Origin of the sequence: Leifsonia williamsii (genome assembly GCF_030433685.1) — a bacterium.
Lineage (GTDB): Bacteria > Actinomycetota > Actinomycetes > Actinomycetales > Microbacteriaceae > Leifsonia > Leifsonia williamsii.
In genome coordinates this window covers 1208497-1231486 of the sequence record NZ_JAROCF010000001.1, presented here as the reverse complement: position 1 = coordinate 1231486, position 22990 = coordinate 1208497, and the positions used below count along the sequence as shown (strand labels likewise).

The window sequence follows — 22990 nt, the reverse complement described above, 5'->3', positions numbered from 1 at the left end:
GCGGTCAGCGCCCCACCCGCTCGTCCAGCCAGTCGAACATGCACTGAGCGGTCAGTCCGCGGGCCAGCGGCTCGCAGTGGTAGTTGGCGCCCTCGGCCGCGGTGAACGGGAGCAGCGTGGAGACGCCGGAGGTGAGCTCCGCGAGCCGCTCGGGCTGGCCCGGCCAGAACTGCTCGTCCTCGGGCGAGGTGATCAGCAGCGGCGTCGTGATCTGCGCCGCGACCTCCTCGACCGTGTATTGCCGGACGGCCTCCAGCGTCTCCGCATAGCCCGTCGTCCCATACGGGCGAGCGCGGAATTGCCAGGTGCTCGACAGCTCGGTCGAGAACTTCATGCCCATCGCCATGTCGCGGTCGAACTTCTCGTCCTCGCCCTCGTCGAGCAGCCGGATCATGTTCTTCGGCATGTGCGCCGTCCAGGAGGCGGAGACGTCGACCACCCCCGGGTCCACGATGCCGGCGGCGAAGCGGTGCTCGAAAGCCAGCGCCCGTGAGACCCAGTAGCCGGCCTGGCTGATGCCGTAGACGGCGATGCGCGAGGCGTCGACGCCGTCGTAGCCGGCCACGGCGTCGTACACGGGCGTCAGCACCTTCTCCCAGTCGGGGCGGAACGGCACGCCGCGCTCGAACAGCATCGACTGCTGGCCGGGGCCGTCGAACAGGAGCACGTTGTAGCCGCGCCGCAGAGCCGGGGCGCCGCTCGCCGCCCACAGCGCGGCGAGCGAGCCGTCGCTCCCGTTGACCGTCACGAGGGTGGGGGCTGAGTCGCCCTGCGCGGACTCGGCCGGGGCGCGGAAGAACCAGCCCGGCAGCGTCGTGCCCTCGTACGGGATCGCCACGGTCTCGACGTTCGCGCTCGTGTGCGCAACGAACGCCTCCCACGCCTCCCTGGTCGCCTGGAACGCCGGGAGGAGCTCGCTCTCGTCTTTCAGACCGCTGACGGCGTTGACCGCCACACCGAAGTAGTTGGCGGCACGCAGGTACGCCTCGGCCGCGCTCACGCGGTGACCCGCGGCGGAGGCGGTGTCGCCGACGGCCTTCGCTCGCCTCCCCAGATCCCGCCAGGCGGCGAACCAGCCGGGGTGGTCGCCCTTGTGCACGGCCGCGGTCGCGGCGAGCACCTCGCCAGGGTCGGCCGCGCGCTCCACGGCCGAGCCGAGCACCACGCGCAGGTCGAAGTCGAAGTCGGGGTTGGGCGAGAAACCGGTGGCGAAGGCGCTGCTGGCGTGGCTCATGGACTCACTCTGCCGACCACCCCCTCCGCCCGCCAGCCCTCGTCGGAGGGAGGTTGCCCGCCTTCCTCCGCTCGCCGTACCATGAGTGAGCGATATCAGAACATGATGTTCGCATAATGAACAAGGGAGTTCGTGTGCAGTTCCATCACCACGGTTACGTGTCCGGCGACCCCCGGGTGCAGCCGGCAGCGGGCGTCGGCCTCGACCGCCCCGCCGAGCTGCCCGACGAGGTCGACGTGCTGATCGTCGGCTCCGGGCCTGCCGGCATGATCGCGGCGGCCCAGCTCGCCATGTTCCCCGGCGTCGTCACGCGACTGGTGGAGCGGCGGCCGGGGAGGCTCGCGATCGGCCAGGCCGACGGCATCCAGGCCCGCAGCGTGGAGACGTTCCAGGCGTTCGGCTTCGCCGAGCGGATCACCGCTGAGGCGTATCGCATCACCGAGATGGCGTTCTGGAAGCCCGACCCGGCCGACCCCTCCCGCATCCACCGCGCCGCTCGCGCCGTCGACGACCCGACCGGGATCAGCGAGTTCCCGCACCTGATCGTGAACCAGGCCCGCGTGCTCGACTACTTCGCCGAGTACGCCGCCAACGCGCCCGGGCGGCTGACGCCCGACTACGGCTACGAGTTCCGCGGACTGGTCGTGGACGACGACGCCGAGTACCCGGTCGCCGTCACACTCGCGCACACCGCGGGCGAGCACGAGGGCGAGGAGCGCGTCGTGCGCGCGAAGTACGTGGTCGGCGCCGACGGGGCCCGCAGCAAGGTGCGGGAGTCGATCGGCTGCCACCTCGCGGGCGACCAGGCGAACCACGCCTGGGGCGTGATGGACACGCTGGCCGTGACCGACTTCCCGGACATCCGCACCAAGTGCTCGATCCAGTCGGAGGCGGGCAACATCCTCCTGATCCCCCGCGAGGGCGGCCACCTGTTCCGCATGTATGTCGACCTCGGCGAGGTGCCGGAAGACGATCACGGCGCCGTGCGGCAGACGACGATCGAGCAGATCATCGCGAAGGCGAACGACATCCTGCACCCGTACACGCTCGACGTGCGCAACGTCGCCTGGCACAGCGTCTACGAAGTCGGGCACCGGCTCACCGACCGCTTCGACGACGTGCTGCCGACCGAGCTCGGCACACGGACTCCGCGCGTCTTCATCACCGGCGACGCCTGTCACACGCACAGCGCGAAGGCGGGCCAGGGCATGAACGTGTCGATGCAGGACGGCTTCAACATCGGCTGGAAGCTCGGCCACGTGCTGGAGGGGCGCTCCCCCGAGTCGCTGCTCGCCACCTACTCGGCCGAGCGTCAGGTCGTCGCGAAGAACCTGATCGACTTCGACAAGCAGTGGTCGTCGATGATGGCCAAGAAGCCGGAGGAGTTCGACGACCCGTCGGAGCTGGAGGAGTTCTACGTGCGCACGGCCGAGTTCCCGGCCGGGTTCATGACCGAGTACGCGCCGTCGCTGATCGTCGGCGCGGCGGAGCACCAGGCGCTCGCGACCGGCTTCCCGATCGGCAAGCGCTTCAAGTCCGCCGTCGTGGAGCGCGTCTGCGACACCAACCCGCTGCACCTCGGCCACCACGCCCGCGCCGACGGACGCTGGCGCATCTACGTCTTCGCCGACGCCGCGCCCGCCGCTCGCGAGGGCACGCCGACCGCCGCGCTGGCGGACTGGCTGCTCACCTCCTCCGCCTCACCGCTCGCCGCGACCCCGGCCGGTGCCGACCTCGACGCCTGGTTCGACGTGAAAGTGGTGTACCAGCAGGACCACACGGAGGTCGACCTCGGCGCCGTGCCGGAGGTGTTCCTCCCGCGCACCGGCCCGTTCGGCCTGATCGACTACGAGAAGGTGTACGCGACCCGCCCCGGCGACGACATCTTCCACCTCCGCGGCGTCGACCGCGCCGGCGCCGTCGTGGTGGTGCGCCCCGACCAGTACGTCGCGCACGTGCTGCCGCTGGACGCGACCGACGCCCTGGCCGGCTTCTTCGCCCCGATCCACTCTGCCGCGACGGTCTCGTAGTCTCCCGCCAGCAGCAAACCGCCGAGTACGCAGACTGTCTGCGTACTCGGCGGTTTTCGCTCGATTATGCGCGTACTCGGCGGTTCAGACCTGGGCGCCCAGCTTGAAGCCCTGCGCCTCGTCGCCCTTGCGCGTGTACGAGAAGCCGTCGGCGCCGATGGTGACCTCCATCTCAGAGTCGTCCGTGCGGGTGGTGAGCGGCTGCGGATTGCCGTCGAGGTCGAGCACGAGCGACGCCTCCGTGTACCAGGACGGCACGACCGGGTTGCCCCACCAGTCGCGGCGCTGGTTGTCGTGCACGTCCCAGGTGACGACGGGGTTGTCGGGGTCGCCGGTGTAGTAGTCCTGCGTGTAGATCTCGACGCGGTGGCCGTCGGGGTCGCGCAGGTACAGGTAGAACGCGTTGGAGACGCCGTGGCGGCCCGGGCCGCGCTCGATGCAGTCGGAGCGGCGGAGGGCGCCGAGCTTGTCGCAGATCGCGATGATGTTGTGCTTCTCGTGGGTGGCGAACGCGACGTGATGCATCCGCGGCCCGTCGCCTCCCGTCATCGCGGTGTCGTGCACGGTCGGCTTGCGGCGCATCCACGCGGCGTAGGTCGTGCCGGCCTCGTCCTGGATGTCCTCGGTGACCCGGAAGCCGAGGTCCTCCATGTACTTCACGGCGCGAGGCACGTCCGGCGTGACCTGGTTGAAGTGGTCGATCCGGACGAGCGCGCCCGGCGTGTAGAGGTCATACCGCCAGGCGAGGCGCTCCACGTGCTCCACCTCGTAGAAGAACTCGTACGGGAAGCCGAGCGGGTCCTCCACACGGACGGAGTCGCCGACCCCCTTCGTGAAGCCCTGCGCCCGGCGCTCGACCCGGCAGCCCAGCTCGGTGTAGAACTCGACAGCCCGGTCGAGGTCTTCGGGCGTGCGCACCCGATAGGCGAAGGCGGCGACCGCGGCGACCGGGCCCTTGCGCAGCACGAGGTTGTGGTGGATGAACTCCTCCATGCTGCGCAGGTACACCGCGTTCTCGTCCTCCTCGGTCACGACGAGGTCGAGCACGTCGACGTAGAACTCGCGGCTGGCGGCGAGGTCGGTGACGACCAGCTCCATGTAGGCGCAGCGCACGACATCCGGCGGGGTCGCCTTCGAGGTGGGGATGGGGTCGGTGGGAGCCGGGATGGGGTCGCCGGCGGTGGTCACGGGCTCCGGGGTGCCGGGGGTGATCGTCATGGTGGTGCGTTCCTCTTCGTCGAGTGAGTGCTGTCGAGTGGGTGCGGTCGAGTGGGTGCGGTCGAGTGGGTGCGGTCGAGTGGGTGCGGTCGAGTGGCTGGGGAGAAGGGTCAGGCGTCGCCGGCGTCCTCGGCGGCCTCCTCCGCCTCCTCCGGCCGATGCGGGGTCGCGCCGAAGCGAGCCGTGTGCACCGGCCCCAGGGTGATGTGGACCGCCTGCTGGTCGGTGTAGAAGTCGATCGAGCGGTAGCCGCCCTCGTGGCCGAGCCCCGACGCCTTCACGCCGCCGAACGGGGTGCGGAGGTCGCGGACGTTGTGCGAGTTCAGCCACACCATGCCCGCCTCGACGCTCTGCGCGAAGGTGTGGGCGCGCTGGAGGTCGTTGGTCCAGATGTACGCGGCGAGACCGTACTTGACGCCGTTGGCCAGCTCCAGCGCCTCCACGTCGGAGTCGAACGGCGTGATCGCGACGACCGGGCCGAAGATCTCCTCCTGGAAGATGCGCGCGTCGGGCGCGACGTCGGCGAAGACGGTCGGCGCGACGTAGTTGCCGGTGTCGAGCCCCTCCGGACGGCCACCGCCCGCGAGGAGCCGGCCCTCCTGCTTGCCCAGCTCGACGTACGACATGACCTTCTCGTAGTGCTCGGGATGCACGAGCGCGCCGACCTCGGTCGCGGGGTCGTGCGGGTCGCCGACGACGATGTTCTTCGCCCGCTCCGCGTACCGCGCGAGGAACTCGTCGTAGATCGGCCGCTCGACCAGGATGCGGGAGCCGGCGGTGCAGCGCTCTCCGTTCAGCGAGAAGACGCCGAACAGGGTGGAGTCGATCGCGGCGTCGAGGTCCGCGTCGGCGAACACGACCGCGGGCGACTTGCCGCCCAACTCCATCGACAGGCCCTTCAGGTACGGCGCCGCGTTGCCGAAGATGAGTTGCCCGGTGCGGCTCTCGCCGGTGAACGAGATCAGCGGCACGTCCGGGTGCTTCACGAGCGCGTCTCCCGCCTCCTCCCCCAGGCCGTTGACGAGGTTGAACACGCCGTCGGGGAGGCCCGCGTCGCGGAAGATGCCCGCCCACAGCGACGCCGACAGCGGCGTGAACTCGGCCGGCTTGAGCACGACCGTGCAGCCGGAGGCGAGCGCCGGGGCGAGCTTCCAGCTCTCCAGCATGAACGGCGTGTTCCACGGCGTGATCAGGCCCGCGACACCGATCGGCTTGCGGTTGACGTAGTTGAGCTGGCTGCCGGGCACCTTGTAGGCGTCGTCGGACTGCGCCACGATCAGGTCGGCGAAGAACCGGAAGTTCTCGGCCGCGCGCTGCGCCTGGCCGAGCGCCTGCGTGATCGGGAGGCCGGTGTCGAAGGTCTCGAGCTCGGCGAGCCGCTTGTCCTGCGCCTCCACCGCGTCCGCGATCCGGTTGAGCACGCGGGCGCGCTCGCGCGGCTTCATCCGCGGCCACGGGCCCTGCTTGAAGGCGCGGGTCGCGGCGGCCACCGCGAGGTCGATGTCCTCCTTCTGCCCGGCGGCCGCGGTCGCGTAGATCTCGTTCGACACCGGGTCGAGCACGTCGAAGGTCGCGCCGGACACGCTGTCGACGAAGGCCCCGTCGATGAAGTGCTGGATGCGCGTCGGCAGATCCTCGGGGATGTGGTGGGTGGTGACGGCTGTCTGCTGCGACATGCGCGCTCTCCTTCGGTGGTTCGGTCGGAGGTGGTTCGTCCGGGGCCGGTTCGTTCGGGGCCGGTTCGTTCAGTCCTGGGGGCGGGCGTCACGGCGGTCGCGCCACTCGCGGTACCGCTCCCGCCACGCGGCGTTCATCGGGAAGAGGCCGTCGACCCGCTCGCCGGCGGCGACCCGCTCGGCGATGAACTCCTCCTCGGCCTCCTGCTCGATCGCGTCGGCCACGACCTCCTCGACGAGGTGCGGAGGGATGACGAGGAGGCCGTCGGCGTCGCCCACGATCACGTCGCCCGGCTGCACGGCCGCACCGCCGCAGGCGATGGTGACGTCGGTCTCCCACGGCACGTGCCGGCGGCCGAGCACCGCGGGGTGCGGGCCGTTGTGATAGGTGGGGATGTCGAGGGAGGCGACAACGGCCAGGTCGCGCACGCCGCCGTCGGTCACGATGCCCGCGGCGCCGTTGACCTGGGCGCGCAGCGCGAGCACGTCGCCGACGGTGCCGCTGCCGCGCTCGCCGCGCGCCTCGATGACGAGCACCTCGCCCGCTCCGACGGAGTCGAAGGCGCGCTTCTGCGCGTTGTAGCCGCCGCCGTGCGAGGCGAAGAGGTCCTCCCGGTGCGGGATGTAGCGCAGCGTGCGCGCCGTGCCGATCACCTTCGCGTCGGGCCGGGTGGAGGTGAGGCCGTCGATCGAGACATCGTTCAGCCCGCGCTTGCGCAGCTGGGAACTGAGCGTGGCGGTGGCGACGGACGCGAGCCCGGCGCGCAGGTCGTCGGTGAGGCGCCAGGCAGGCTCAGGAGTCGTGCCGTACGCCTCCGCACGCTGGTGGTCGTCGGCCGCAGGCTTCGTTCCGAAGTCGCCGAACGGGACGGTGCCCTCGGTGATGCGCGTCACCAGGCGGCCGGTGGTCGGGGAGCCGGGAGCGGTCGGCGCGTCGACCTCCACCTCCACCACATCGCCGGGTTGCGCGACCGACGAGCCCGCCGGCGTGCCGGTGAGGATGAGGTCGCCCGGCTCCAGCGTCATGAGCTGCGAGAGGTCGGCGACGAGCTGGCCGAACGGGAACAGGAGGTCGTCGGTGGTCGCCTCCTGCACCACCTCGCCGTTCAGCCAGGTGCGGACGCGCAGCGCGCCCGGGTCGATCCCCTCGGCCGGGAGCACGGAAGGGCCGACGGGGGTGAAGCCGTCACCGCCCTTCGAGCGCACGTTCGAACCCTTGTCCGCCGCACGCAGGTCGTAGACGCCGAAATCGTTGGAGGCGGTGACGCCCGACACGGCGGCCCAGCCCTCCTCCGGCGCGACGCGCCGGGTGGGCCGGCCGATGATCAGCGCGATCTCGCCCTCGAAGGCGAGCAGCTCGGTGCCGGCGGGCCGTTCGAGCGACGAGCCCGAGGCGGCCAGCGACGACGACGGCTTGAAGAAGTAGGAGGGCGTGGCCGGCGTGCGACCGCGCTGCGCCGCGCGCGAGCGGTAGTTGAGGTGGACCGCGATGATCTTGCCGGGGCGGGCGATCGGGAGTCCGGAGCTGTCGGCGCTGACCATATCCGAGATTGTATACGATCCCGCGCGGTTCGACAATGCTCGGTAGCAGGGGTCAGGAGCCGGGCTCAGTAGCTGGCACGCCCCTCCGGCCCTGCATCGCCCACGAACCGCGCCGCGAGCGCTTCCGACGCCCGCGCCAGCAGTGCGACATCGGCCCCCACGAGCACCCACGCCGCTCCGGCCGCCGCGTAGCGCTCGGCCACCTCCGGGTCGAACGCGTTCACGCCGACCGGCTTGCCGGCCTCGGCCCCCACAGCGATCACGCTCTCGACCGCGGCGACCACGTCGGGGTGGCTCTGCTGCCCGAGCAGCCCCATGGACGCCGCGAGGTCGGCCGGGCCGACGAGCAGGCCGTCGACGCCCTCCACGGCGGCGATGTCCGCGGCGGCTGCGACCGCCTCCACCGTCTCGATCTGCACGAACAGCGACACCAGGTCGCCGGCCCGGGCGAGGTAGTCGTCGATGCGGCTCCAGCGGGACGACCGGGCGAGCGCGCTGCCGACCCCGCGCACCCCGCGCGGCGGGTAGTGCACGGCGCGCACCATCGCCTCCGCCTCCTCCGCCGAGTTCACCATCGGGATGAGGAGGTTCTGTGCACCCAGGTCGAGCAGCTGCTTCACGATCACGGTGTCGCCGATCGGCGCCCGCACGAGCGGCGCGACCGGGTACGCGGCCACCGCCTGCAGAAGCCCGAGCGTCGTCTCCAGGCCGATCGGCGAGTGCTCGCCGTCGATCAGCACGATGTCGAGCCCGGCTCCCGCGCAGATCTCGGCGTTCAGCGGGCTGCCCGAGCACACCCAGATGCCGTACTGCGTGCGCTCGGCGGATCGGAGGCGGTCGGCGAGGCTCGGCGCCGGCTCGTGCGCACCGGGGTTCAGACGAAACGGCATGTGATGGCTCCCAGGTCTCGGTAGTCCGCGTGGATGGTGTCGCCGCGCTCGACCCACATCGGGCGCGTGAACGATCCGGCGAGCACGATGTCGCCCGCCTCGAGCCGGCTGCCGTGCTGCGCGAGCTTGTTCGCGAGCCAGGCGACCCCGGAGGCCGGATGGTTCAGCACGGCCGCGGCGACGCCCGACTCCTCGATGGTCTCGTTGCGGTAGAGCAGCGCGCCCACCCAGCGCAGGTCGACCGCGTCGGGCGCGACCGGCCTCCCGCCGACGACCATGCCGCCCATCGCCGCGTTGTCGGAGATGGTGTCGACGATCGTGCGCCCCTGCAGCTCGATGCGCGAGCTGAGGATCTCGAGCGCCGGGACCACGTACTCGGTCGCCGAGAGCACATCGAACAGGGTCACGTCCGGGCCCTCGAGCGGCCGGGCGAGCACGAAGGCCAGCTCCACCTCGATCCGCACGTTCGAGTACTGGTCGAACGGGATGACGGCACCGGTCTCGTAGACCATGTCGGCGAAGATCGCGCCGTAGTCCGGCTCGGTGATGCCGGTCGCCTGCTGCATGACCTTGGAGGTGAGGCCGATCTTGCGCCCGACGAGCCGCCTCCCCGCGGCCAGCCCCCGTTCGACCCAGACCCGCTGCACGGCGTAGGAGTCCTCGACGGTCATGCCGGGATGCCGCGCGGTGAGCAGGGGCACGGTGCTGCGGTCGCGCTCGGCGGCGGCGAGCTCGTCGGCGATGTCCTGGATGGTGGAGCTGTCGAGCACCGGATACTCCCTCGTGGTCCGTATGGTCGTTTCGTATACGATCCGCCGTCCACGCTACCAGGCCCGGGTCAGCGGAGGGAGGCGGCTACCGCGGAGGCGGCGGCGAGCAGGCGGGCGCCGATCGACTCGGGGTCGCGGCCGTTCGCCACGTAGACCACGGCGAGCGCCGCCACCGGCTGCCGCGGCAGGGCGAGCGGCACGGCGACCGACGCGAGGCCGGGGATCACCTCGTCGTGGCTGGTCGCGTATCCGCGGGCCCGGGTCTCTGCAGCCTCCTGCCGCGGATGCTCCTCGGGAAGCGCGCTCCACTGCGCCTCGGTGAGCGCTGACTGGATGGCGATGCCCGGCGCGCCCGACGCGAGCGGATGCCGCGTGCCCGGCTTCTGGGCCACGGTCGCGTGCGCGCGCGCCGGCTCGACCGAGACCAGCGTGACGACGTCGTGCCGGTCGAGGACCGCGAGGAACGCCGTCATCGACAGCTCGTTGGCGACAGCGGTGAGCTGCGGCAGCGCGGCGGACTGGAGGTCGTGCGACACCGAGCGCGCCAGCGTCGCCATCCGCGGGCCGAGCTGGATCGCGCCGGCGGCGTCCCGCACGACGAGCCCGTGCTCCTCCAGCGTCCGCAGCAGCCGGTAAACGATTGACCGGTGCAGCCCGAGCCGGGCCGCGGTCTCGGCGATGGTGAGCGGCTCGCCCGCGTCGGCCAGCACCTCCAGCATCCGGATGCCGCGCGAGAGCGTCTGCAGCGGCGGGCCGGAGTCGGGGGTGGGAGCGGCGGCGGTCACGTGTTCGACTATAGAACGCCCCCCCCCCCGCTGGAGAGCCGCTCAGAGCCGCAACCGCTCGGGCCGCGGCAGCCCCAGCTCCTCGAGGAGGTCGCCGAGCATGCGGTCCAGCTCGAAGGCGGCCTGGGTGATCTTGTTGCTGCCGAAGCCCGCGAGCTGCGTGCTCGGCTGGTCGACCGACAGCACCGTGCGGCCGTTGCGCAGGGCGTGCAGCTCGACGCGGATGGGCGTGTAGAGCATCACGCCCGCGTCGTGCCGGAACATCCGCGCCGCGGTCGCGTAGTCGCCGATCAGGTAGGCGGCGCTCGGGGTGTCCGCGCCCCCGACGCGCATCACCGGCGTGACGGAGTCCGACCAGAACCGCACGAATCGGTGGATGCCGTCACCGGCTGTCTCGGCGGCGATCCGTCTCCACTCGGCGCCCTGGTCCAGCAGCCGGCGCAGGTGGTCGGTGTCGAGCGGAGGGACCTCGGCCTCGAAGGCGCGGCGCAGCGTCTCGAAGGGCGCCTCGGCCTCCAGCTCGATGCGATTCACCGACAGCGGGATGTTGCGCTCGGTCGCGTTGTAGGCCATCCAGCCATTCTCGCGCGGGCGGCCCCGCACCGGCCGACGCGCCCGCGTGGAAGCCGGTCAGTCGAGGGCGGTGACGCCGCGCTTCTCCGGAGGGCGCGGCATGCTGCGCTCCTCGCCGGCCTCCACCCGCGCGCGCACGGCCTCGTAGTGCGCCCGCTCGCGTGCCAGCGTGTCGGTCTCCGGCGTGCCGTAGCGGGAGGGGTCCGGCCGGTCCGCGTCCTGCTCGACCGTGAGCAGGCCGTCCGGGTCCTTCGGGTCGCGGACGCCGGTCAGGCGCTCGGCCACGGTCGATTTGTCCTCGTGGGTGTCGTGCTCCATGCCTCCCACCATCCACGCGTGCGGGAGGCGGGGCAAGGGGCCCGGGGGCGTTAGAGGCTAGCGCAGGGCTGCGCGCACGCCGACGTAGTCGGGCAGCCGCTCCAGGCCCTCGGTGCCCGCGGTCGCGAGGTCGCCCACGACGAACACGCGCGCGCCCGAGGCGACGGCGGCCGCCACCCCCGCCTCGGCGTCCTCGAAGATCACGCAGTCGCCGATCGCGACGCCCAGTCGCTCGGCGGCGAGCAGGTAGCCCTGCGGGTCGGGCTTGCCGCGCTCGACGTCCTCCGCGCTGACCAGCACGTCGGGCACGCGCAGTCCCGCCGCCTCAAGGCGTGCCACCGCGAGCTCGCGCGGCGCGCTCGTGACGACCGCGACCGGCGCGCCCAGCGCCTCCAGCTCCTCCAGCAGGGCGACGGCGCCGCCGATCTGGACGATGCCGTCGGTGCGGGTCAGCTCCTCGGCGACGAGCCCCTGCGCGATGGCGAGCCGCTCCTCGGCGGAGGCGTCGGGCAGGAAGCGCACGATCGTGTCCATCGCCTGCCGTCCGTGCGAGTACGCCAGGATGTCGGCCGCGTCGACGCCGTGCCGCTCGCCGAACGCGGTCCACACCGCCTCCACGACGGGCGTCGAGTCGACGAGCGTGCCGTCCATGTCGAAGAGGAAGCCGGATGCGCTGATGTCCACCGACTCAGCCTAGCCAGCCGCCTCTTCGCTCCGTCACCGCCCGATCGAGCGGGCGTCCTGCGCCGCGCGCAGATCCGCGAGCGCGCGGTCGGTCTCGCGGGTGACGCGCCCTCCGCGGGCTGCGATCGCCGCTGGGAGCCAGTCGCTCAGGACGAAGCGCCGGTGTGCGGCGCGGATCGGCTCCCCGCCGTTCGTGCGAGCCGGGCGGGCCACCCAGCCGTGTTCCATGCCTTGTGCCCAGGTCGTGTTTGCCATGACACTCACGTTACGAACGAAAAGATCATGCCACGAGATGGCTGAGGGTCTTTCTTCGCAAAGATACGGCCAGTACACTGACGGCATGTTGAAGAAGGTCGCGGTGCCCGTCATCGACGAGTTCGCCATGTTCGAGTTCGGCGTCGTCTGCGAGGTCTTCGGGCTGGACCGCAGCTACGCGAACCTCGAGCCGTTCGACTTCCGCGTCTGCTCCCTCCACCCCGGCGAGCCCGTCGACAACGCGCGCGGTGTCCAGCTCATCGCGCCGTACGGGCTGGAGGCGATGGAGGACGCCGACCTGATCTGCGTGCCGGCCGCGACGATCCGCGACGAGTACCCCGAGGAGCTGCTGGAGGCGCTGCGCCGCGCCGACGCCCGCGGCGCCATCCTGCTCAGCGTCTGCTCCGGCGCGTTCGTGCTCGGCGCCGCCGGCCTGCTCGACGGCCGGGAGTGCACGACGCACTGGCGCTACGCGAACGCCCTGCAGCGCCGCTTCCCCGCGGCGCAGGTGGACCCGGACGTGCTGTTCGTCGACGACGGCACCGTGATCACGAGCGCCGGCACCTCGGCGGGCATCGACGCGTGCCTGCACCTCGTCCGCCGCGAGCTCGGCAGCGCGGTCGCCAACACCATCGCGCGCAACATGGTCGTCCCGCCGCAGCGCGACGGCGGGCAGCGGCAGTACATCGAGCGCCCGGTCTCCGACTGCTCCGACGAGACGTTCAGCGAGCTCATCGACTACCTCAGCGGCAACCTCCACGAGAGCCACTCGGTGGCCGCGCTCGCCCGCCGCACCCACATGTCGACCCGCAGCTTCTCGCGCCGCTTCGTCGCCGAGACGGGCGTGCCGCCCATGCAGTGGCTGACGACCCAGCGCATCCTGCACGCCCGGCTCCTGCTCGAGACCACGTCGCTGCCGATCGACGAGGTGGCCAGGCAGTGCGGCTTCGGCAGCGCGACGCTGCTGCGGCACCACTTCGACGCGGAGGTCGGGGTGCCGCCGACCCGCTACCGCGCGTCCTTCGCGCGCACCCCGGAGGCGACCGCCGCGGTGTGAGTCCCGTGCACCCTGTGCACGTGGAGATGGAGGTGCACTCCCCTCCTCCGCTCGGCGGCCGCCTCGTACGGGTGCGCCTCCCGCGGCGGCTCGGGGAGGTCCTCGCCGCGGTAATGCCGCAGCAGCAGCCGGTTGCGCTGCGCCAGCCGCGCGCACAGCCAGACCGTCACGATGCCGCAGCCCACGGTCCCCCACGCCCGCGGGTTCTCGCCCTGCGTCGGGATGGCGATCGTGATCGCGACGGTTCCCACGAGCGCCAGGAGGCCGAGCACGATCCCGCTCGCCACCCTGCGTCGCGCCCGGGCTCGCTCCATCCGGTCACCCATGCGACGCAAGCTACTCCGGGAGCGCGGTGAAGGGTAGGTGGACGTCAGGTGAACGATGCCCGTCAACGACGAAGGACCGGCACCGCCCGCAGGCGTCGCCGGTCCTCTGTCTGACGTCGGGAGTCAGTCGCGCTTGAAGGCGTCCTTCACCTTCTCGCCCGCCTGCTTCAGGTCGGCCTTCATCTGGTCGCCCTTGCCCTCGGCCTCGAGTCGCTCGTTGCCGGTGGCCTTGCCCGCCGACTCCTTGGCCTCTCCGCCGAACTTCTCGCCGGCGTTCTCGATCTTGTCGTCGAGCCCCATTAGCGCTTCCTTCCGTCGTGGTTCATACGGTCCATCTCAAGCTCCCACCGCCGCAGGGGCGCGTCCAGGCTGCACGCACCAGGTGGGAAATCAACCCCCTCCTTGCGTTTGGGGCATCCGGAGGCCGCACGGTGTAATCGACACATGACCCTCCCCGACCTCCCGGACGTCGAGCTGCTCACCTGGAGCAGCCCGGTCGCCTGCCTGTGGGTCGCCGCCACCCCCACCGCCTATGTGGGGATGGTCGAGGAGACCGACGAGGGCTTCGTCGCCAACGGCAGCACCAGCGAGGACCTGGGCACATTCCGCTCGCTCTCCGCCGCCCGGCGCGCGGTCTACGGCGCGTGGCGCGGGCCGGCGGAGTCGGCCACCACGGCTCAGCCGACGGCGGCCTGACCGGCCTCCCAGCCGTCCGGGCGACGTCCGTCGTCAACCGTCAGTCGCGGGCCGTGTCGATCGCGTCGACCGTCTCCGACATCCGGCCGAGGAAGTCCACGATCATGCGGCGCTCGTCCGGCGACAGCGCGGCGGCCGCGCTCAGCATCCGGTCGTGCATCGCGTGGAGGGTGTGCCGCACCTCTTCGTCCGCCCCAGGCGTCGCGACGACGACGACGCTGCGCCGGTCGGCGGGATGCGGCCGCCTGGTCACGTGCCCGGAGACCGTCAGCCGGTCGAGCATCACCGTCACCGACGACGACTTGAGGCCCAGCAGGGCGCCGATGTCGGCGGGCGTCGCCGGCTCGCCATCGGCCTGCCGGCTGAGCAGGAAGCGGAGCGCGCGGAGGTCGTTCTCGCCCATCCGCATCGAGTCGCGCGTACGCCGTCGCATGGCCTGCTCGGCGGCGCGGTAACTGCGCAGGGCTTGCAGCAGGTCGACGGTGTGGGGTGCCGCGCTGTCGTACCAGGCGGGGCCGGGATTCACGTTCTCGATGATCCGATTTTACGCGAACAGGGTCTAGGAGCCGCGCTTGCCGGCGCCACGGTGCTCGGTCGCGGGCGCAGTGTCGCCGCCGTCGATGTGATCCACGGCATCGCGCAGCCGGTCGAGGAAGGCGACGACGACGCGCGCGTCGTCCGCGTCGAGCGACTCCGCCACCCGCACGACCTCCTCGCGGACGTCGCCGAGGATGGCCCGCTGCAGCTGATCCTCCGGCACGACCGGCACGACGATCAACGCGCGGCGGTCGAACGGGCTCGCCTCCCGGCGGATGTGCCCGCCGCGCTCGAGCCGGTCGAGCAGCGCGGTGACCGACGAGCTCTGGATGCCGAGATACTCCGCGAGCTCCTTGGGCCCGACCGTACGGCCGTTCTCCTGGGCGCGCAGCAGGTAGCGCATGGCCGAGATGTCGTTCTCGCTCATGCGCAGCACGCCTTCGGAGCGGCGGCGCAGCGCGGCCTCGGCAGCACCGTAGGCGCGCATCGCCTCCAGCACCTCGATGCCGGGGGTGCGCTCGGCGCGCTCCTGGCCGTACCAGTAGTGCGCCGACCCGTGGATCTCGGACGACATGGCTTAACGATAGAGCAACTACAAACTAGGCTGCCTAGCTTTCTCGGATCAGGCGGTCGTGGCGTGCGCGCTCGGGACACGGCCGCGACGCGCCGGCTGGTCCTCCGAGCGGCCCGACTCGGCCGTCAGCACGAGCCCGGCGGGGCGATGCGTGCCGTCCATCAACTGCTCCAGCCATTCGCGATTGAGCGGCGAGGCGCCCGGCTGACTGAACCGGAAGCGGATCGGGAAGCCGTTGTCGACCCAGATGGATTCGCGCCCGTACTCGCCGTTCTCCGGCACCCAGGTGAGGGCGAACGACTCGCGACGCCGCAGCTTCGTCGTGATCACGACCTGAAGGTGGCTCAGCACCCGGTCGTCGAACTCGTACTCGCTGCCCCCGTAACTCAGGACGCCCATCCGCGCTCCGCCTCCGCTGCTGCTCGCTGCCTGCTCCCGACGGCGGAACCGCTCGTCGACGCGACATGTAGTTAGTCTAACCATATAGCTAGAACGTCTAGCAATACACCGGGGTGAACATTTCAAGCCCTTCACCGCGACGCCGCCCACGGACAGAATGACTGCACGTGAGCAGCCCGTATCCCGCCGACCGCATCCCGGCCAGCACCTACCGCCTTCAGATCTCCGCCGACTTCACCCTCCGCGACGCCGCCCAGGTGCTCGACCATGTGCAGCGCCTCGGCGCCGACTGGGTCTACCTGTCGCCGCTGCTGCAGGCGGAGCCCGGTTCGAATCACGGCTACGACGTCGTGGACCACTCCCGGGTCGACGAGGAGCGCGGCGGTCCGGAGGCGCTGCGCGAGTTCTCCGACGCGGCGCACGAACGCGGCATGCGCGTCCTCGTCGACATCGTGCCCAACCACGCCGGCGTCGCCACTCCACGCCTCAACGCGTGGTGGTGGGACGTGCTCACTCACGGGCAGGAATCGGCGTACGAGCCGTACTTCGACATCGACTGGGCGTTCGGCGGCGGGAGGCTGCGTCTCCCGATCCTCGGCGACGGCCCGGATGAGGAGGATGCGCTGCGCGTCGAGGACGGCGAGCTGCGCTACTACGATCACCGCCTCCCGATCGCCCCCGGCACCGAGGGCGGCACCCCGCGCGAGGTGCACGCCCGGCAGCACTACGAGCTGGTCTCGTGGCGCAGGGCCGACGCGGAGCTGAACTACCGGCGGTTCTTCGCGGTCAACACGCTCGCCGGACTCCGCGTCGAGGACGACCGCGTCTTCGACGACACCCACCGCGAGATCGGCCGCTGGATCCGCGAGGGACTGGTCGACGGCCTCCGCGTCGACCACCCGGACGGCCTGCGCGACCCCGGCCGCTACCTCGAACGCCTGGCGGAGCTCGCCGAGGGCCGCCCGATCTGGGTCGAGAAGATCATCGAGGGCGACGAGCGGATGCCCGACTGGCCGGTCGCCGGCACCACCGGCTACGACGCCCTCGGCCTGGTCGACCGGGTCCTGGTCGACCCCGCCGGCGAGGAGCCGCTGACCGCGCTCGCCCGCGAGCACGACGACCGCGGCGAGAACCAGGACTGGGCCGAGCTCGTGCACCGGCGCAAGCGCGCGGCGGCCGACGGCATCCTCCGGTCGGAGGTGTTGCGGGTCGTCCGTGAGCTGCGGCTCGACGCCGAGGGCGCAGGCGCCGACCCGTCCGCCGCCGAGCGGGCCGCCGACGCGGTCGCCGAGCTGGCCGCCTGGTTCCCCGTGTACCGTAGCTACCTGCCGTTCGGCGTGGAGTACCTGGAGGCCGCCCGCGATGCCGCCGCGGCCTCCCGCCCCGACATCGCCGACACGATCCGCGACGTCGCCGCACGCCTCGCCGAGGGCGCCGGCCCGGACGCGCCCTCCGAGCGCTTCCAGCAGACGACCGGCGCGATCATGGCGAAGGGCGTCGAGGACAACGCCTTCTACCGCTGGACGCGGCTGGTCGCACTCACCGAGGTCGGCGGCGAGCCCGACCTGTTCGCCCTCTCGGTGGACGACTTCCACCGCCACCAGCTCGACCGGCTGGAGCGCCTCCCCCAGTCGCTGACGACGCTCACCACCCACGACACCAAGCGCAGCGAGGACACCCGCGCGCGCATCCTCGTGCTCGCAGAAATGCCGGAGCGGTTCGAACGGTTCCTGGCCTCCGTGCACGAGCGGGTCCCCCTGGGGGACGGGTCGCTGGAGTCGCTGCTCTGGCAGTCGATCCTCGGCGCCTGGCCCGCCTCCCGCGAGCGCCTCCAGGACTACGCGCTCAAGGCGGCCCGCGAGGCGGGCGCCTCCACCGGCTGGACCGACCCCGACGAGGAGTTCGAGAAGCGCATGGCCGCGCTGGTCGATGCCGCCTTCGACGACGAGCGGGTGCGGGCGGAGGTCGAGGCCATGTCCGCCCTCATCGACGGCCCCGGCGCGAGCAACGGCCTGGCCGCGAAGCTCGTGCAGCTGACCATGCCCGGTGTGCCCGACGTGTACCAGGGCTCCGAGCGCTGGGAGCGTTCGCTGGTCGACCCGGACAACCGTCGACCCGTCGAGTGGGAGGTGGCCGCCGGCCTCCTCGCGCACATCGACGAGGGCTGGCGACCCGGGATCGACTCGTCGGGCGCCGCGAAGGTGCTCGTCACCTCCCGCGCCCTGCGGCTGCGTCGCGACCGCCCCGAGCTGTTCGGCGGGTACACGCCGCTCGCTGCCGACGGCGACCGCGCCGGCCACCTGCTGGCCTTCGACCGCGGCGGCGCCGTGACCCTGGTCACGCGACTACCGCACGGCCTCGCCGCCGCCGGCGGTTGGGGCGACACCACCATCGACCTCGGGGAGACGCCGATGCGCGACGAGCTGACCGGACGGGAGCTGCGCGGCCGGGTGCCGCTCGCCACCGTCTTCGACACCTACCCCGTCGCCCTGCTGGCGGTGACCCGATGATCGGCGTGCCGAGCGCCGGCGGTCCGCTCGGACCCGACCGCACCTTCCCGGTGTGGGCGCCGCACGCCACGGCGGTCGATGTCGTGGTCGACGGTCACGGCACCCACCCGCTGAGCCCCGTGCGCGACGCGCCGGAGGGGCACCAGGGCTGGTGGAGCCTCCCCGCTCCGTTCGACGCCGGCCCCGACCCGGTCGACTACGGCTTCGTGGTCGACGGCGACGGCCCGCACTCCGACCCGCGCTCGCTGCGCCAGCCCGAGGGCGTGCACGGCCTGACCCGCGAGTTCGACCCGCGCGCCCATGCCTGGAGCGACGGAGGCTGGAGCGGCCGCGACCTCACCGGCGCGGTGATCTACGAGCTGCACATCGGCACCTTCACCCCGGAGGGCACCCTCGACTCCGCCATCGACCGGCTCGACCACCTGGTGGAGCTGGGTGTCGACGCCGTGGAGGTGCTGCCCGTCAACGCCTTCAACGGCACTCACAACTGGGGCTACGACGGCGTGCTCTGGTACGCCGTGCAAGAGACCTACGGCGGCCCGGAGGCGTACCAGCGGTTCGTCGACGCGTGCCACGCGCGCGGCCTCGCGGTCGTGCAGGACGTCGTCTACAACCACCTCGGCCCGAGCGGCAACTACCTGCCGCTGTACGGCCCGTACCTCGGCAGCGCGTCGAGCACCTGGGGCGCGTCCCTCAACCTCGACGGGCCGCACTCCGACGTCGTGCGCGGGTACATCCTCGACAACGCGCGCTACTGGCTGGAGGACATGCACGTCGACGGGCTGCGGCTGGATGCCGTGCACGCCCTCCACGACTCCTCCGCCGAGCACATCCTGGAGGCGCTGGCCCGCCAGGCGGACGAGCTCGCGTCGGCGCTGGGCCGTCCGCTCACGCTCATCGCCGAGAGCGACCTCAACGACCCGAAGCTGATCCGCACCCGCGAGCGCAACGGCTACGGCCTCCACGCGCAGTGGGACGACGACGTGCACCACTCGATCCACGCCAACCTGACGGGCGAGGTCACCGGCTACTACGCCGACTTCGGCGCGCCGGAGGCCCTGGTGAAGGTGCTCGAGCGCGGGTTCTTCCACGACGGCACCTACTCGAGCTTCCGGGAGCGCCACCACGGTCGCCCGCTGGACGCCGACTTCCCCCACACCCGCCTCGTCGCGTTCAGCCAGGACCACGACCAGATCGGCAACCGCGCCGCCGGCGACCGCCTCACCGCGACGCTCGACCAGGGCGGACTCGCGGCCGCCGCCGCACTCACCCTCCTCGGCCCGTTCACGCCGATGCTGTTCATGGGCGAGGAGTGGGGCGCGACGACGCCGTGGCAGTTCTTCACCTCCCACCCGGAGCCGGAGCTGGGGAAGGCGACCGCCGAGGGCCGCGTGAAGGAGTTCGAGAAGATGGGCTGGGACCCGGACGTGGTGCCCGACCCGCAGGACCCCGAGACCTTCCTCCGCTCGAAGCTCGACTGGTCGGAGCCCTCCCGCCCGGAGCACGCCGAGCTGCTGCAGTGGTACCGCGACCTGATCGCGCTCCGCCGCACGATCCCGGCGCTCACACCGGCGACAGAGGTCGGAGTGGCGGAGGGCGTGCTCGCCTTCACCCGCGGCGACGTGCGCGTCGAGGTCGCCCTGAGCGGCCGAGGCCTGGGCGAGCCCGCGCCCGCCACGGAGGTCACGGCGGCGTTCGCGGACGCGGTGCGGGTCACCCGCGTCTGATCAGCGGCCCCCCACCGTCGAGTACGCACGAATTCGCCCCGAAACCGCCGAGTACGCGGATGATCCGCGTACTCGGCGGCTGCAGATAGCGGCCCCGAGACCCCGTGTCAATGCCCTCCTGACCGCCGCCCCCGCCCGGTAGGTTGGCTGGACACGACGATCGGAGACACTGTGACCGAGCCCGGTTCCCACCACGCCCGCACGGACGCCGGGGCCTCCCGGTGAGCCCGGTGAGCAGGGACGGCTCGTTCGCGTATCCGCTCGGCGTCACGCTCGTCGAGGGCGGCGCGAACGTCGCCGTTTACAGCGAGCGCGCCGACCGGGTGACCGTCAGCCTGTTCCGCGAGGACGGCACGGAGGAGCGCACCGACCTCACGAACCGCACCGGTCACGTGTTCCACGGCATCGTGCAGGGCATGAACCCGGGCGACCGCTACGGCCTCCGCGTCGACGGGCCCTGGGCGCCGGAGGCCGGGCTCCGGTTCGCGCCGGCGAAGGTCCTGCTCGAGCCGCACACGCAGGCCGTCACCGGCGCCTTCGACATGACGCAGGCCGTTTTCGGGCACCAGCTCGACAAGCCGAAGAAGCGCGACGAGACCGACGGCGCCGGCCACGTGGCGCTCGGCGTCGTCACCGACAACCGCGCGTTCGACTGGGGCGACCACGAGCGCCCGAGCATCCCGCTGTCGGAGTCGATCATCTACGAGGTGCACCTCAAGGGCTTCACCAAGCTGATGGAGAAGGTGCCGGAGGACCTCCGCGGCACCTACGCCGGCCTCGCCAACGACGCCGCCATCGAGTACCTCACCGGCCTCGGCGTGACCGCGGTCGAGCTGCTGCCGGTGCACCAGTTCCTGCAGGACTCGCACCTGCTCGAGAAGGGCCTCCGCAACTACTGGGGCTACAACTCCATCGGCTTCTTCGCCCCGCACAACGAGTACGCGGCGACCGGCGACCGCGGCCAGGTCGACGAGTTCAAGGGGATGGTGAAGGCGCTGCACAAGGCCGGTATCGAGGTCATCCTCGACGTCGTCTACAACCACACGGCCGAGGGCAACGACAAGGGCCCGACCCTCAGCTTCAAGGGCATCGACAACCCCTCCTACTACCGGCTGGTGGAGGAGGACCCGGCGCACTACTTCGACACCACCGGCACGGGCAACAGCGTCAACGTGAGCCACCCCGCCGCGCTGCAACTGATCATGGACTCGCTGCGCTACTGGGTGACCGAGATGCACGTCGACGGCTTCCGCTTCGACCTCGCCACCACGCTCACCCGGCAGGGCGGCGACGCCAGCCTCCACAGCGCCTTCCTCACGCTGTGCCAGCAGGACCCGGTGCTCTCGACGGTGAAGCTGATCGCTGAGCCGTGGGATGTCGCCGGCTACCAGCTGGGCGGCTTCCCGGCCGACTGGTCGGAGTGGAACGGCAAGTTCCGCGACGACGTGCGCGACTTCTGGCGGGGCACGGAGGGCATGCTCGCGACGCTCTCGCAGCGCGTGCTGGGCAGCCCCGACATCTACGAGGAGTCGCGCCGCGCGCCGCTCTCGAGCGTCAACTTCATCACCGCGCACGACGGCTTCACCCTCGCCGACCTCACCAGCTACGAGCAGAAGCACAACGAGGCCAACGGCGAGGACAACAACGACGGCGAATCGGACAACCGGTCGCGCAACTACGGCGTCGAGGGCCCGACCGACGACCCGGAGATCCTCGCCACGCGCACCCGGCAGCGCAAGAACATGCTCGCCACCGTGCTGCTCTCGGCCGGCGTGCCGATGATCCTCGGCGGCGACGAGATCGCCCGCACCCAGCAGGGCAACAACAACGCCTACTGCCAGGACAACGAGATCTCGTGGTTCGACTGGCAGCACGCCGACTGGGAGCTGCGCGACTTCACCGAGAAGCTCATCCGCCTCCGCCGCGCCGAGCCCGCCCTGCGCCCCGAGTGGTACCGGCATGCGCCCGAGGTGGGCGGCCCCGACGTGGTCTGCATCCTCCGCGCCGACGCCGAGCCGTTCGCCGACGAGGACTGGGACGACCCGGAGGCGCGCTCGATCGCCTTCCAGCTGATGCACGAGGGCGCCGACTCGTTCCTGCTCATGCTCAACGCGGCGGCGAACGGGGTGGAGTTCACCCTGCCTGAGCCTCCCGGCGGCCACTGGGAGCTGGAGCTCTCGAGCGACCCCGACCTCGGGCTCAACGACGGGGAGAGCGTGATCGTCGGCGAGACCTCCTTCGCGCTCCTCCGCTCGCGGGCCGGCTGATGCCCGAGCGCGAGCTCCCGGCTCTGCTCGGCCGCTACCGTCCGCAGAACCTGATCGGGCGCGGCGGCGAGGCGAGCATCTTCCGGGCCGTCGACGAGATCCTCGGCCGCGAGGTCGCGATCAAGCTGTACCGGTCGGGCGGCGAGGAGGAGATGGCTCAGTACCGCACCGAGCAGATGGCGCTCGCGCGGCTGAGCCACCACGGCATCGTCTCGCTGATCGACGCGGGCATCGACTACTCGGCGCCGCGCGACCCGCGGCCCTTCCTCATCATGGAGCTGGTCTCTGGCACCGACCTCGCCACCGCTCTGGACGAGCGGGAGCTGTCGACGGAGGAGATCGCGGAGATCGCCTACGACATCTCCGAGGCGCTGGAGTACGTGCACGCGAACGGCGTCGTCCACCGCGACATCAAGCCGTCGAACATCATGCTGGTGACCTACGGCACGACGACCTTCCGCGCCCGGGCCCGGCTCACCGACTTCGGCATCGCGATCGGCCTCCCCGCGTCGCAGGCGCACCAGGAGGAGGGCAAGACGACCGGAACCGCCGCCTACCTGAGCCCCGAGCAGGCGTCGCGTCAGCCGGCGACCGAGGCGAGCGACATCTACTCGCTCGGCCTGGTGCTGCTGGAGTGCTTCACCCGCCAGGTGGCCTACCCCGGCCACGACGCCGTCGCGTCGGCACTGGCACGGCTCAGCGTCGACCCGCCCGTGCCCGACGACCTGCCCGGCGCGTGGACGGGTCTGCTGCGCGCCATGACCGCCCGCGACCCCGCCGCCCGGCCCACCGCCGAGCAATTGACGCCGCTGTTCCGGGAGGCCGTGATCGACGCCGCGGGGCTGTCGGCGCGCAGGTGAGGCTGGCTAGAGTCGCGGGGTGACTCTCGACTCCCCCCTCCTCGACAGCGGGTTGCTGCGCC

At 71.6% G+C, this 22990-nt stretch carries 23 protein-coding genes; 7 read left to right on the top strand and 16 right to left on the bottom strand.

The genetic code is table 11. From position 1 onward, the window contains the following. Nucleotides 1-4: 4 nt before the first annotated feature. Nucleotides 5-1234: an alpha/beta hydrolase family protein gene (locus tag P5G50_RS05760; protein ID WP_301210383.1), complete on the bottom strand. Its 1230-nt coding sequence runs from the start codon at nucleotides 1232-1234 to the stop codon at nucleotides 5-7. A gap of 134 nt (nucleotides 1235-1368) precedes the next feature. Between P5G50_RS05760 and P5G50_RS05755 the strand changes: the two genes are divergently transcribed. Then, nucleotides 1369-3264 carry an FAD-binding monooxygenase gene (locus tag P5G50_RS05755; protein ID WP_301210648.1) on the top strand — a complete coding sequence of 632 codons (1896 nt, stop codon included), beginning with the start codon at nucleotides 1369-1371 and terminating at the stop codon, nucleotides 3262-3264. Between the two features lie 84 nt (nucleotides 3265-3348). Here P5G50_RS05755 and hpaD read toward each other — a convergent pair whose 3' ends face one another. From hpaD to P5G50_RS05705, 10 genes are all read right to left on the bottom strand, one after another. Next, complete coding sequence (hpaD, locus tag P5G50_RS05750; RefSeq protein ID WP_301210381.1) at nucleotides 3349-4482, bottom strand: 3,4-dihydroxyphenylacetate 2,3-dioxygenase; 1134 nt, start codon at nucleotides 4480-4482, stop codon at nucleotides 3349-3351. Between the two features lie 110 nt (nucleotides 4483-4592). Next, complete coding sequence (hpaE, locus tag P5G50_RS05745; RefSeq protein WP_301210379.1) at nucleotides 4593-6158, bottom strand: 5-carboxymethyl-2-hydroxymuconate semialdehyde dehydrogenase; 1566 nt, start codon at nucleotides 6156-6158, stop codon at nucleotides 4593-4595. A gap of 69 nt (nucleotides 6159-6227) precedes the next feature. After that, entirely contained in the window at nucleotides 6228-7700 is a 1473-nt protein-coding gene (locus tag P5G50_RS05740; RefSeq protein ID WP_301210378.1) for a fumarylacetoacetate hydrolase family protein, read from the bottom strand. Nucleotides 7701-7765: 65 nt separating this feature from the next. Then, on the bottom strand, nucleotides 7766-8590 hold the full coding sequence (locus P5G50_RS05735) for an aldolase/citrate lyase family protein (RefSeq protein ID WP_301210377.1): 825 nt from the start codon (nucleotides 8588-8590) through the stop codon (nucleotides 7766-7768). Further along, a complete protein-coding gene (gene hpaH, locus P5G50_RS05730) occupies nucleotides 8575-9360 on the bottom strand; it encodes a 2-oxo-hept-4-ene-1,7-dioate hydratase (protein ID WP_301210376.1) in 786 nt (261 codons plus the stop codon). The genes P5G50_RS05735 and hpaH overlap by 16 nt, the downstream gene beginning before the upstream one ends. Before the next feature lie 68 nt (nucleotides 9361-9428). Then, nucleotides 9429-10145 (bottom strand): IclR family transcriptional regulator, encoded by a 717-nt coding sequence (locus P5G50_RS05725; RefSeq protein WP_435870840.1) that lies wholly within the window; start codon nucleotides 10143-10145, stop codon nucleotides 9429-9431. A 42-nt stretch (nucleotides 10146-10187) separates the two neighbouring features. Next, nucleotides 10188-10718, bottom strand: coding sequence for a DUF302 domain-containing protein (locus P5G50_RS05720; protein ID WP_301210375.1), 531 nt, complete (start codon nucleotides 10716-10718; stop codon nucleotides 10188-10190). Between the two features lie 57 nt (nucleotides 10719-10775). Further along, entirely contained in the window at nucleotides 10776-11036 is a 261-nt protein-coding gene (locus P5G50_RS05715; RefSeq protein ID WP_301210374.1) for a hypothetical protein, read from the bottom strand. Between the two features lie 57 nt (nucleotides 11037-11093). Further along, nucleotides 11094-11720, bottom strand: a complete 627-nt coding sequence (locus tag P5G50_RS05710; RefSeq protein WP_363319454.1) for an HAD-IA family hydrolase — start codon at nucleotides 11718-11720, stop codon at nucleotides 11094-11096. A gap of 33 nt (nucleotides 11721-11753) precedes the next feature. Continuing rightward, complete coding sequence (locus P5G50_RS05705; protein ID WP_301210373.1) at nucleotides 11754-11975, bottom strand: hypothetical protein; 222 nt, start codon at nucleotides 11973-11975, stop codon at nucleotides 11754-11756. A gap of 85 nt (nucleotides 11976-12060) precedes the next feature. Here P5G50_RS05705 and P5G50_RS05700 point away from each other — a divergent pair, with 85 nt between their 5' ends. Then, nucleotides 12061-13032, top strand: coding sequence for a helix-turn-helix domain-containing protein (locus P5G50_RS05700; protein ID WP_301210372.1), 972 nt, complete (start codon nucleotides 12061-12063; stop codon nucleotides 13030-13032). Here P5G50_RS05700 and P5G50_RS05695 read toward each other — a convergent pair. Continuing rightward, complete coding sequence (locus P5G50_RS05695; protein WP_301210371.1) at nucleotides 12984-13358, bottom strand: hypothetical protein; 375 nt, start codon at nucleotides 13356-13358, stop codon at nucleotides 12984-12986. The genes P5G50_RS05700 and P5G50_RS05695 overlap by 49 nt on opposite strands. A gap of 123 nt (nucleotides 13359-13481) precedes the next feature. Further along, nucleotides 13482-13658 carry a CsbD family protein gene (locus P5G50_RS05690; RefSeq protein WP_301210370.1) on the bottom strand — a complete coding sequence of 59 codons (177 nt, stop codon included), beginning with the start codon at nucleotides 13656-13658 and terminating at the stop codon, nucleotides 13482-13484. 144 nt (nucleotides 13659-13802) lie between these two features. Between P5G50_RS05690 and P5G50_RS05685 the strand changes: the two genes are divergently transcribed. Further along, on the top strand, nucleotides 13803-14054 hold the full coding sequence (locus tag P5G50_RS05685) for a hypothetical protein (RefSeq protein WP_301210368.1): 252 nt from the start codon (nucleotides 13803-13805) through the stop codon (nucleotides 14052-14054). A 40-nt stretch (nucleotides 14055-14094) separates the two neighbouring features. Here the strand turns inward: P5G50_RS05685 and P5G50_RS05680 are convergent, their stop codons facing one another. The 3 genes from P5G50_RS05680 to P5G50_RS05670 are packed head-to-tail and all read right to left on the bottom strand — an operon-like array spanning nucleotide 14095 to nucleotide 15564. After that, nucleotides 14095-14580 carry a MarR family winged helix-turn-helix transcriptional regulator gene (locus tag P5G50_RS05680; protein ID WP_301210367.1) on the bottom strand — a complete coding sequence of 162 codons (486 nt, stop codon included), beginning with the start codon at nucleotides 14578-14580 and terminating at the stop codon, nucleotides 14095-14097. 33 nt (nucleotides 14581-14613) lie between these two features. Beyond that, the gene (locus P5G50_RS05675) at nucleotides 14614-15165 is read right to left on the bottom strand and encodes a MarR family winged helix-turn-helix transcriptional regulator (RefSeq protein ID WP_301210365.1); all 552 of its coding nucleotides are present in this window, start codon (nucleotides 15163-15165) and stop codon (nucleotides 14614-14616) included. A 48-nt stretch (nucleotides 15166-15213) separates the two neighbouring features. Continuing rightward, nucleotides 15214-15564: a DUF7882 family protein gene (locus P5G50_RS05670; protein WP_301210364.1), complete on the bottom strand. Its 351-nt coding sequence runs from the start codon at nucleotides 15562-15564 to the stop codon at nucleotides 15214-15216. Between the two features lie 167 nt (nucleotides 15565-15731). Here P5G50_RS05670 and treY point away from each other — a divergent pair, with 167 nt between their 5' ends. The 4 genes from treY (at nucleotide 15732) to P5G50_RS05650 (ending at nucleotide 22928) form a co-directional block, all read left to right on the top strand. Beyond that, on the top strand, nucleotides 15732-18074 hold the full coding sequence (gene treY, locus P5G50_RS05665; RefSeq protein WP_301210362.1) for a malto-oligosyltrehalose synthase: 2343 nt from the start codon (nucleotides 15732-15734) through the stop codon (nucleotides 18072-18074). A 5-nt stretch (nucleotides 18075-18079) separates the two neighbouring features. Then, nucleotides 18080-19801, top strand: a complete 1722-nt coding sequence (gene treZ / locus P5G50_RS05660) for a malto-oligosyltrehalose trehalohydrolase (protein ID WP_301210361.1) — start codon at nucleotides 18080-18082, stop codon at nucleotides 19799-19801. Between the two features lie 230 nt (nucleotides 19802-20031). Beyond that, entirely contained in the window at nucleotides 20032-22068 is a 2037-nt protein-coding gene (glgX, locus tag P5G50_RS05655; protein ID WP_301210360.1) for a glycogen debranching protein GlgX, read from the top strand. Further along, nucleotides 22068-22928 carry a serine/threonine-protein kinase gene (locus tag P5G50_RS05650; protein WP_301210358.1) on the top strand — a complete coding sequence of 287 codons (861 nt, stop codon included), beginning with the start codon at nucleotides 22068-22070 and terminating at the stop codon, nucleotides 22926-22928. Before glgX ends, P5G50_RS05650 begins: the two co-directional genes overlap by 1 nt. Nucleotides 22929-22990 lie beyond the last annotated feature (62 nt).

Excerpts from the sequence above, each read along its gene's own strand:
- P5G50_RS05760 (WP_301210383.1), bottom strand. The coding sequence starts at position 1,234 with ATGAGCCACGCCAGCAGCGCCTTCGCCACCGGTTTCTCGCCCAACCCC.
- hpaD (WP_301210381.1), bottom strand. The coding sequence starts at position 4,482 with ATGACGATCACCCCCGGCACCCCGGAGCCCGTGACCACCGCCGGCGAC.
- hpaE (WP_301210379.1), bottom strand. The coding sequence starts at position 6,158 with ATGTCGCAGCAGACAGCCGTCACCACCCACCACATCCCCGAGGATCTG.
- P5G50_RS05740 (WP_301210378.1), bottom strand. The coding sequence starts at position 7,700 with ATGGTCAGCGCCGACAGCTCCGGACTCCCGATCGCCCGCCCCGGCAAG.
- P5G50_RS05735 (WP_301210377.1), bottom strand. The coding sequence starts at position 8,590 with ATGCCGTTTCGTCTGAACCCCGGTGCGCACGAGCCGGCGCCGAGCCTC.
- P5G50_RS05720 (WP_301210375.1), bottom strand. The coding sequence starts at position 10,718 with ATGGCCTACAACGCGACCGAGCGCAACATCCCGCTGTCGGTGAATCGC.
- P5G50_RS05715 (WP_301210374.1), bottom strand. The coding sequence starts at position 11,036 with ATGGAGCACGACACCCACGAGGACAAATCGACCGTGGCCGAGCGCCTG.
- P5G50_RS05705 (WP_301210373.1), bottom strand. The coding sequence starts at position 11,975 with ATGGCAAACACGACCTGGGCACAAGGCATGGAACACGGCTGGGTGGCC.
- P5G50_RS05700 (WP_301210372.1), top strand. The coding sequence starts at position 12,061 with ATGTTGAAGAAGGTCGCGGTGCCCGTCATCGACGAGTTCGCCATGTTC.
- P5G50_RS05695 (WP_301210371.1), bottom strand. The coding sequence starts at position 13,358 with ATGGGTGACCGGATGGAGCGAGCCCGGGCGCGACGCAGGGTGGCGAGC.
- P5G50_RS05690 (WP_301210370.1), bottom strand. The coding sequence starts at position 13,658 with ATGGGGCTCGACGACAAGATCGAGAACGCCGGCGAGAAGTTCGGCGGA.
- P5G50_RS05685 (WP_301210368.1), top strand. The coding sequence starts at position 13,803 with ATGACCCTCCCCGACCTCCCGGACGTCGAGCTGCTCACCTGGAGCAGC.
- P5G50_RS05675 (WP_301210365.1), bottom strand. The coding sequence starts at position 15,165 with ATGTCGTCCGAGATCCACGGGTCGGCGCACTACTGGTACGGCCAGGAG.
- P5G50_RS05670 (WP_301210364.1), bottom strand. The coding sequence starts at position 15,564 with ATGGGCGTCCTGAGTTACGGGGGCAGCGAGTACGAGTTCGACGACCGG.
- P5G50_RS05650 (WP_301210358.1), top strand. The coding sequence starts at position 22,068 with ATGCCCGAGCGCGAGCTCCCGGCTCTGCTCGGCCGCTACCGTCCGCAG.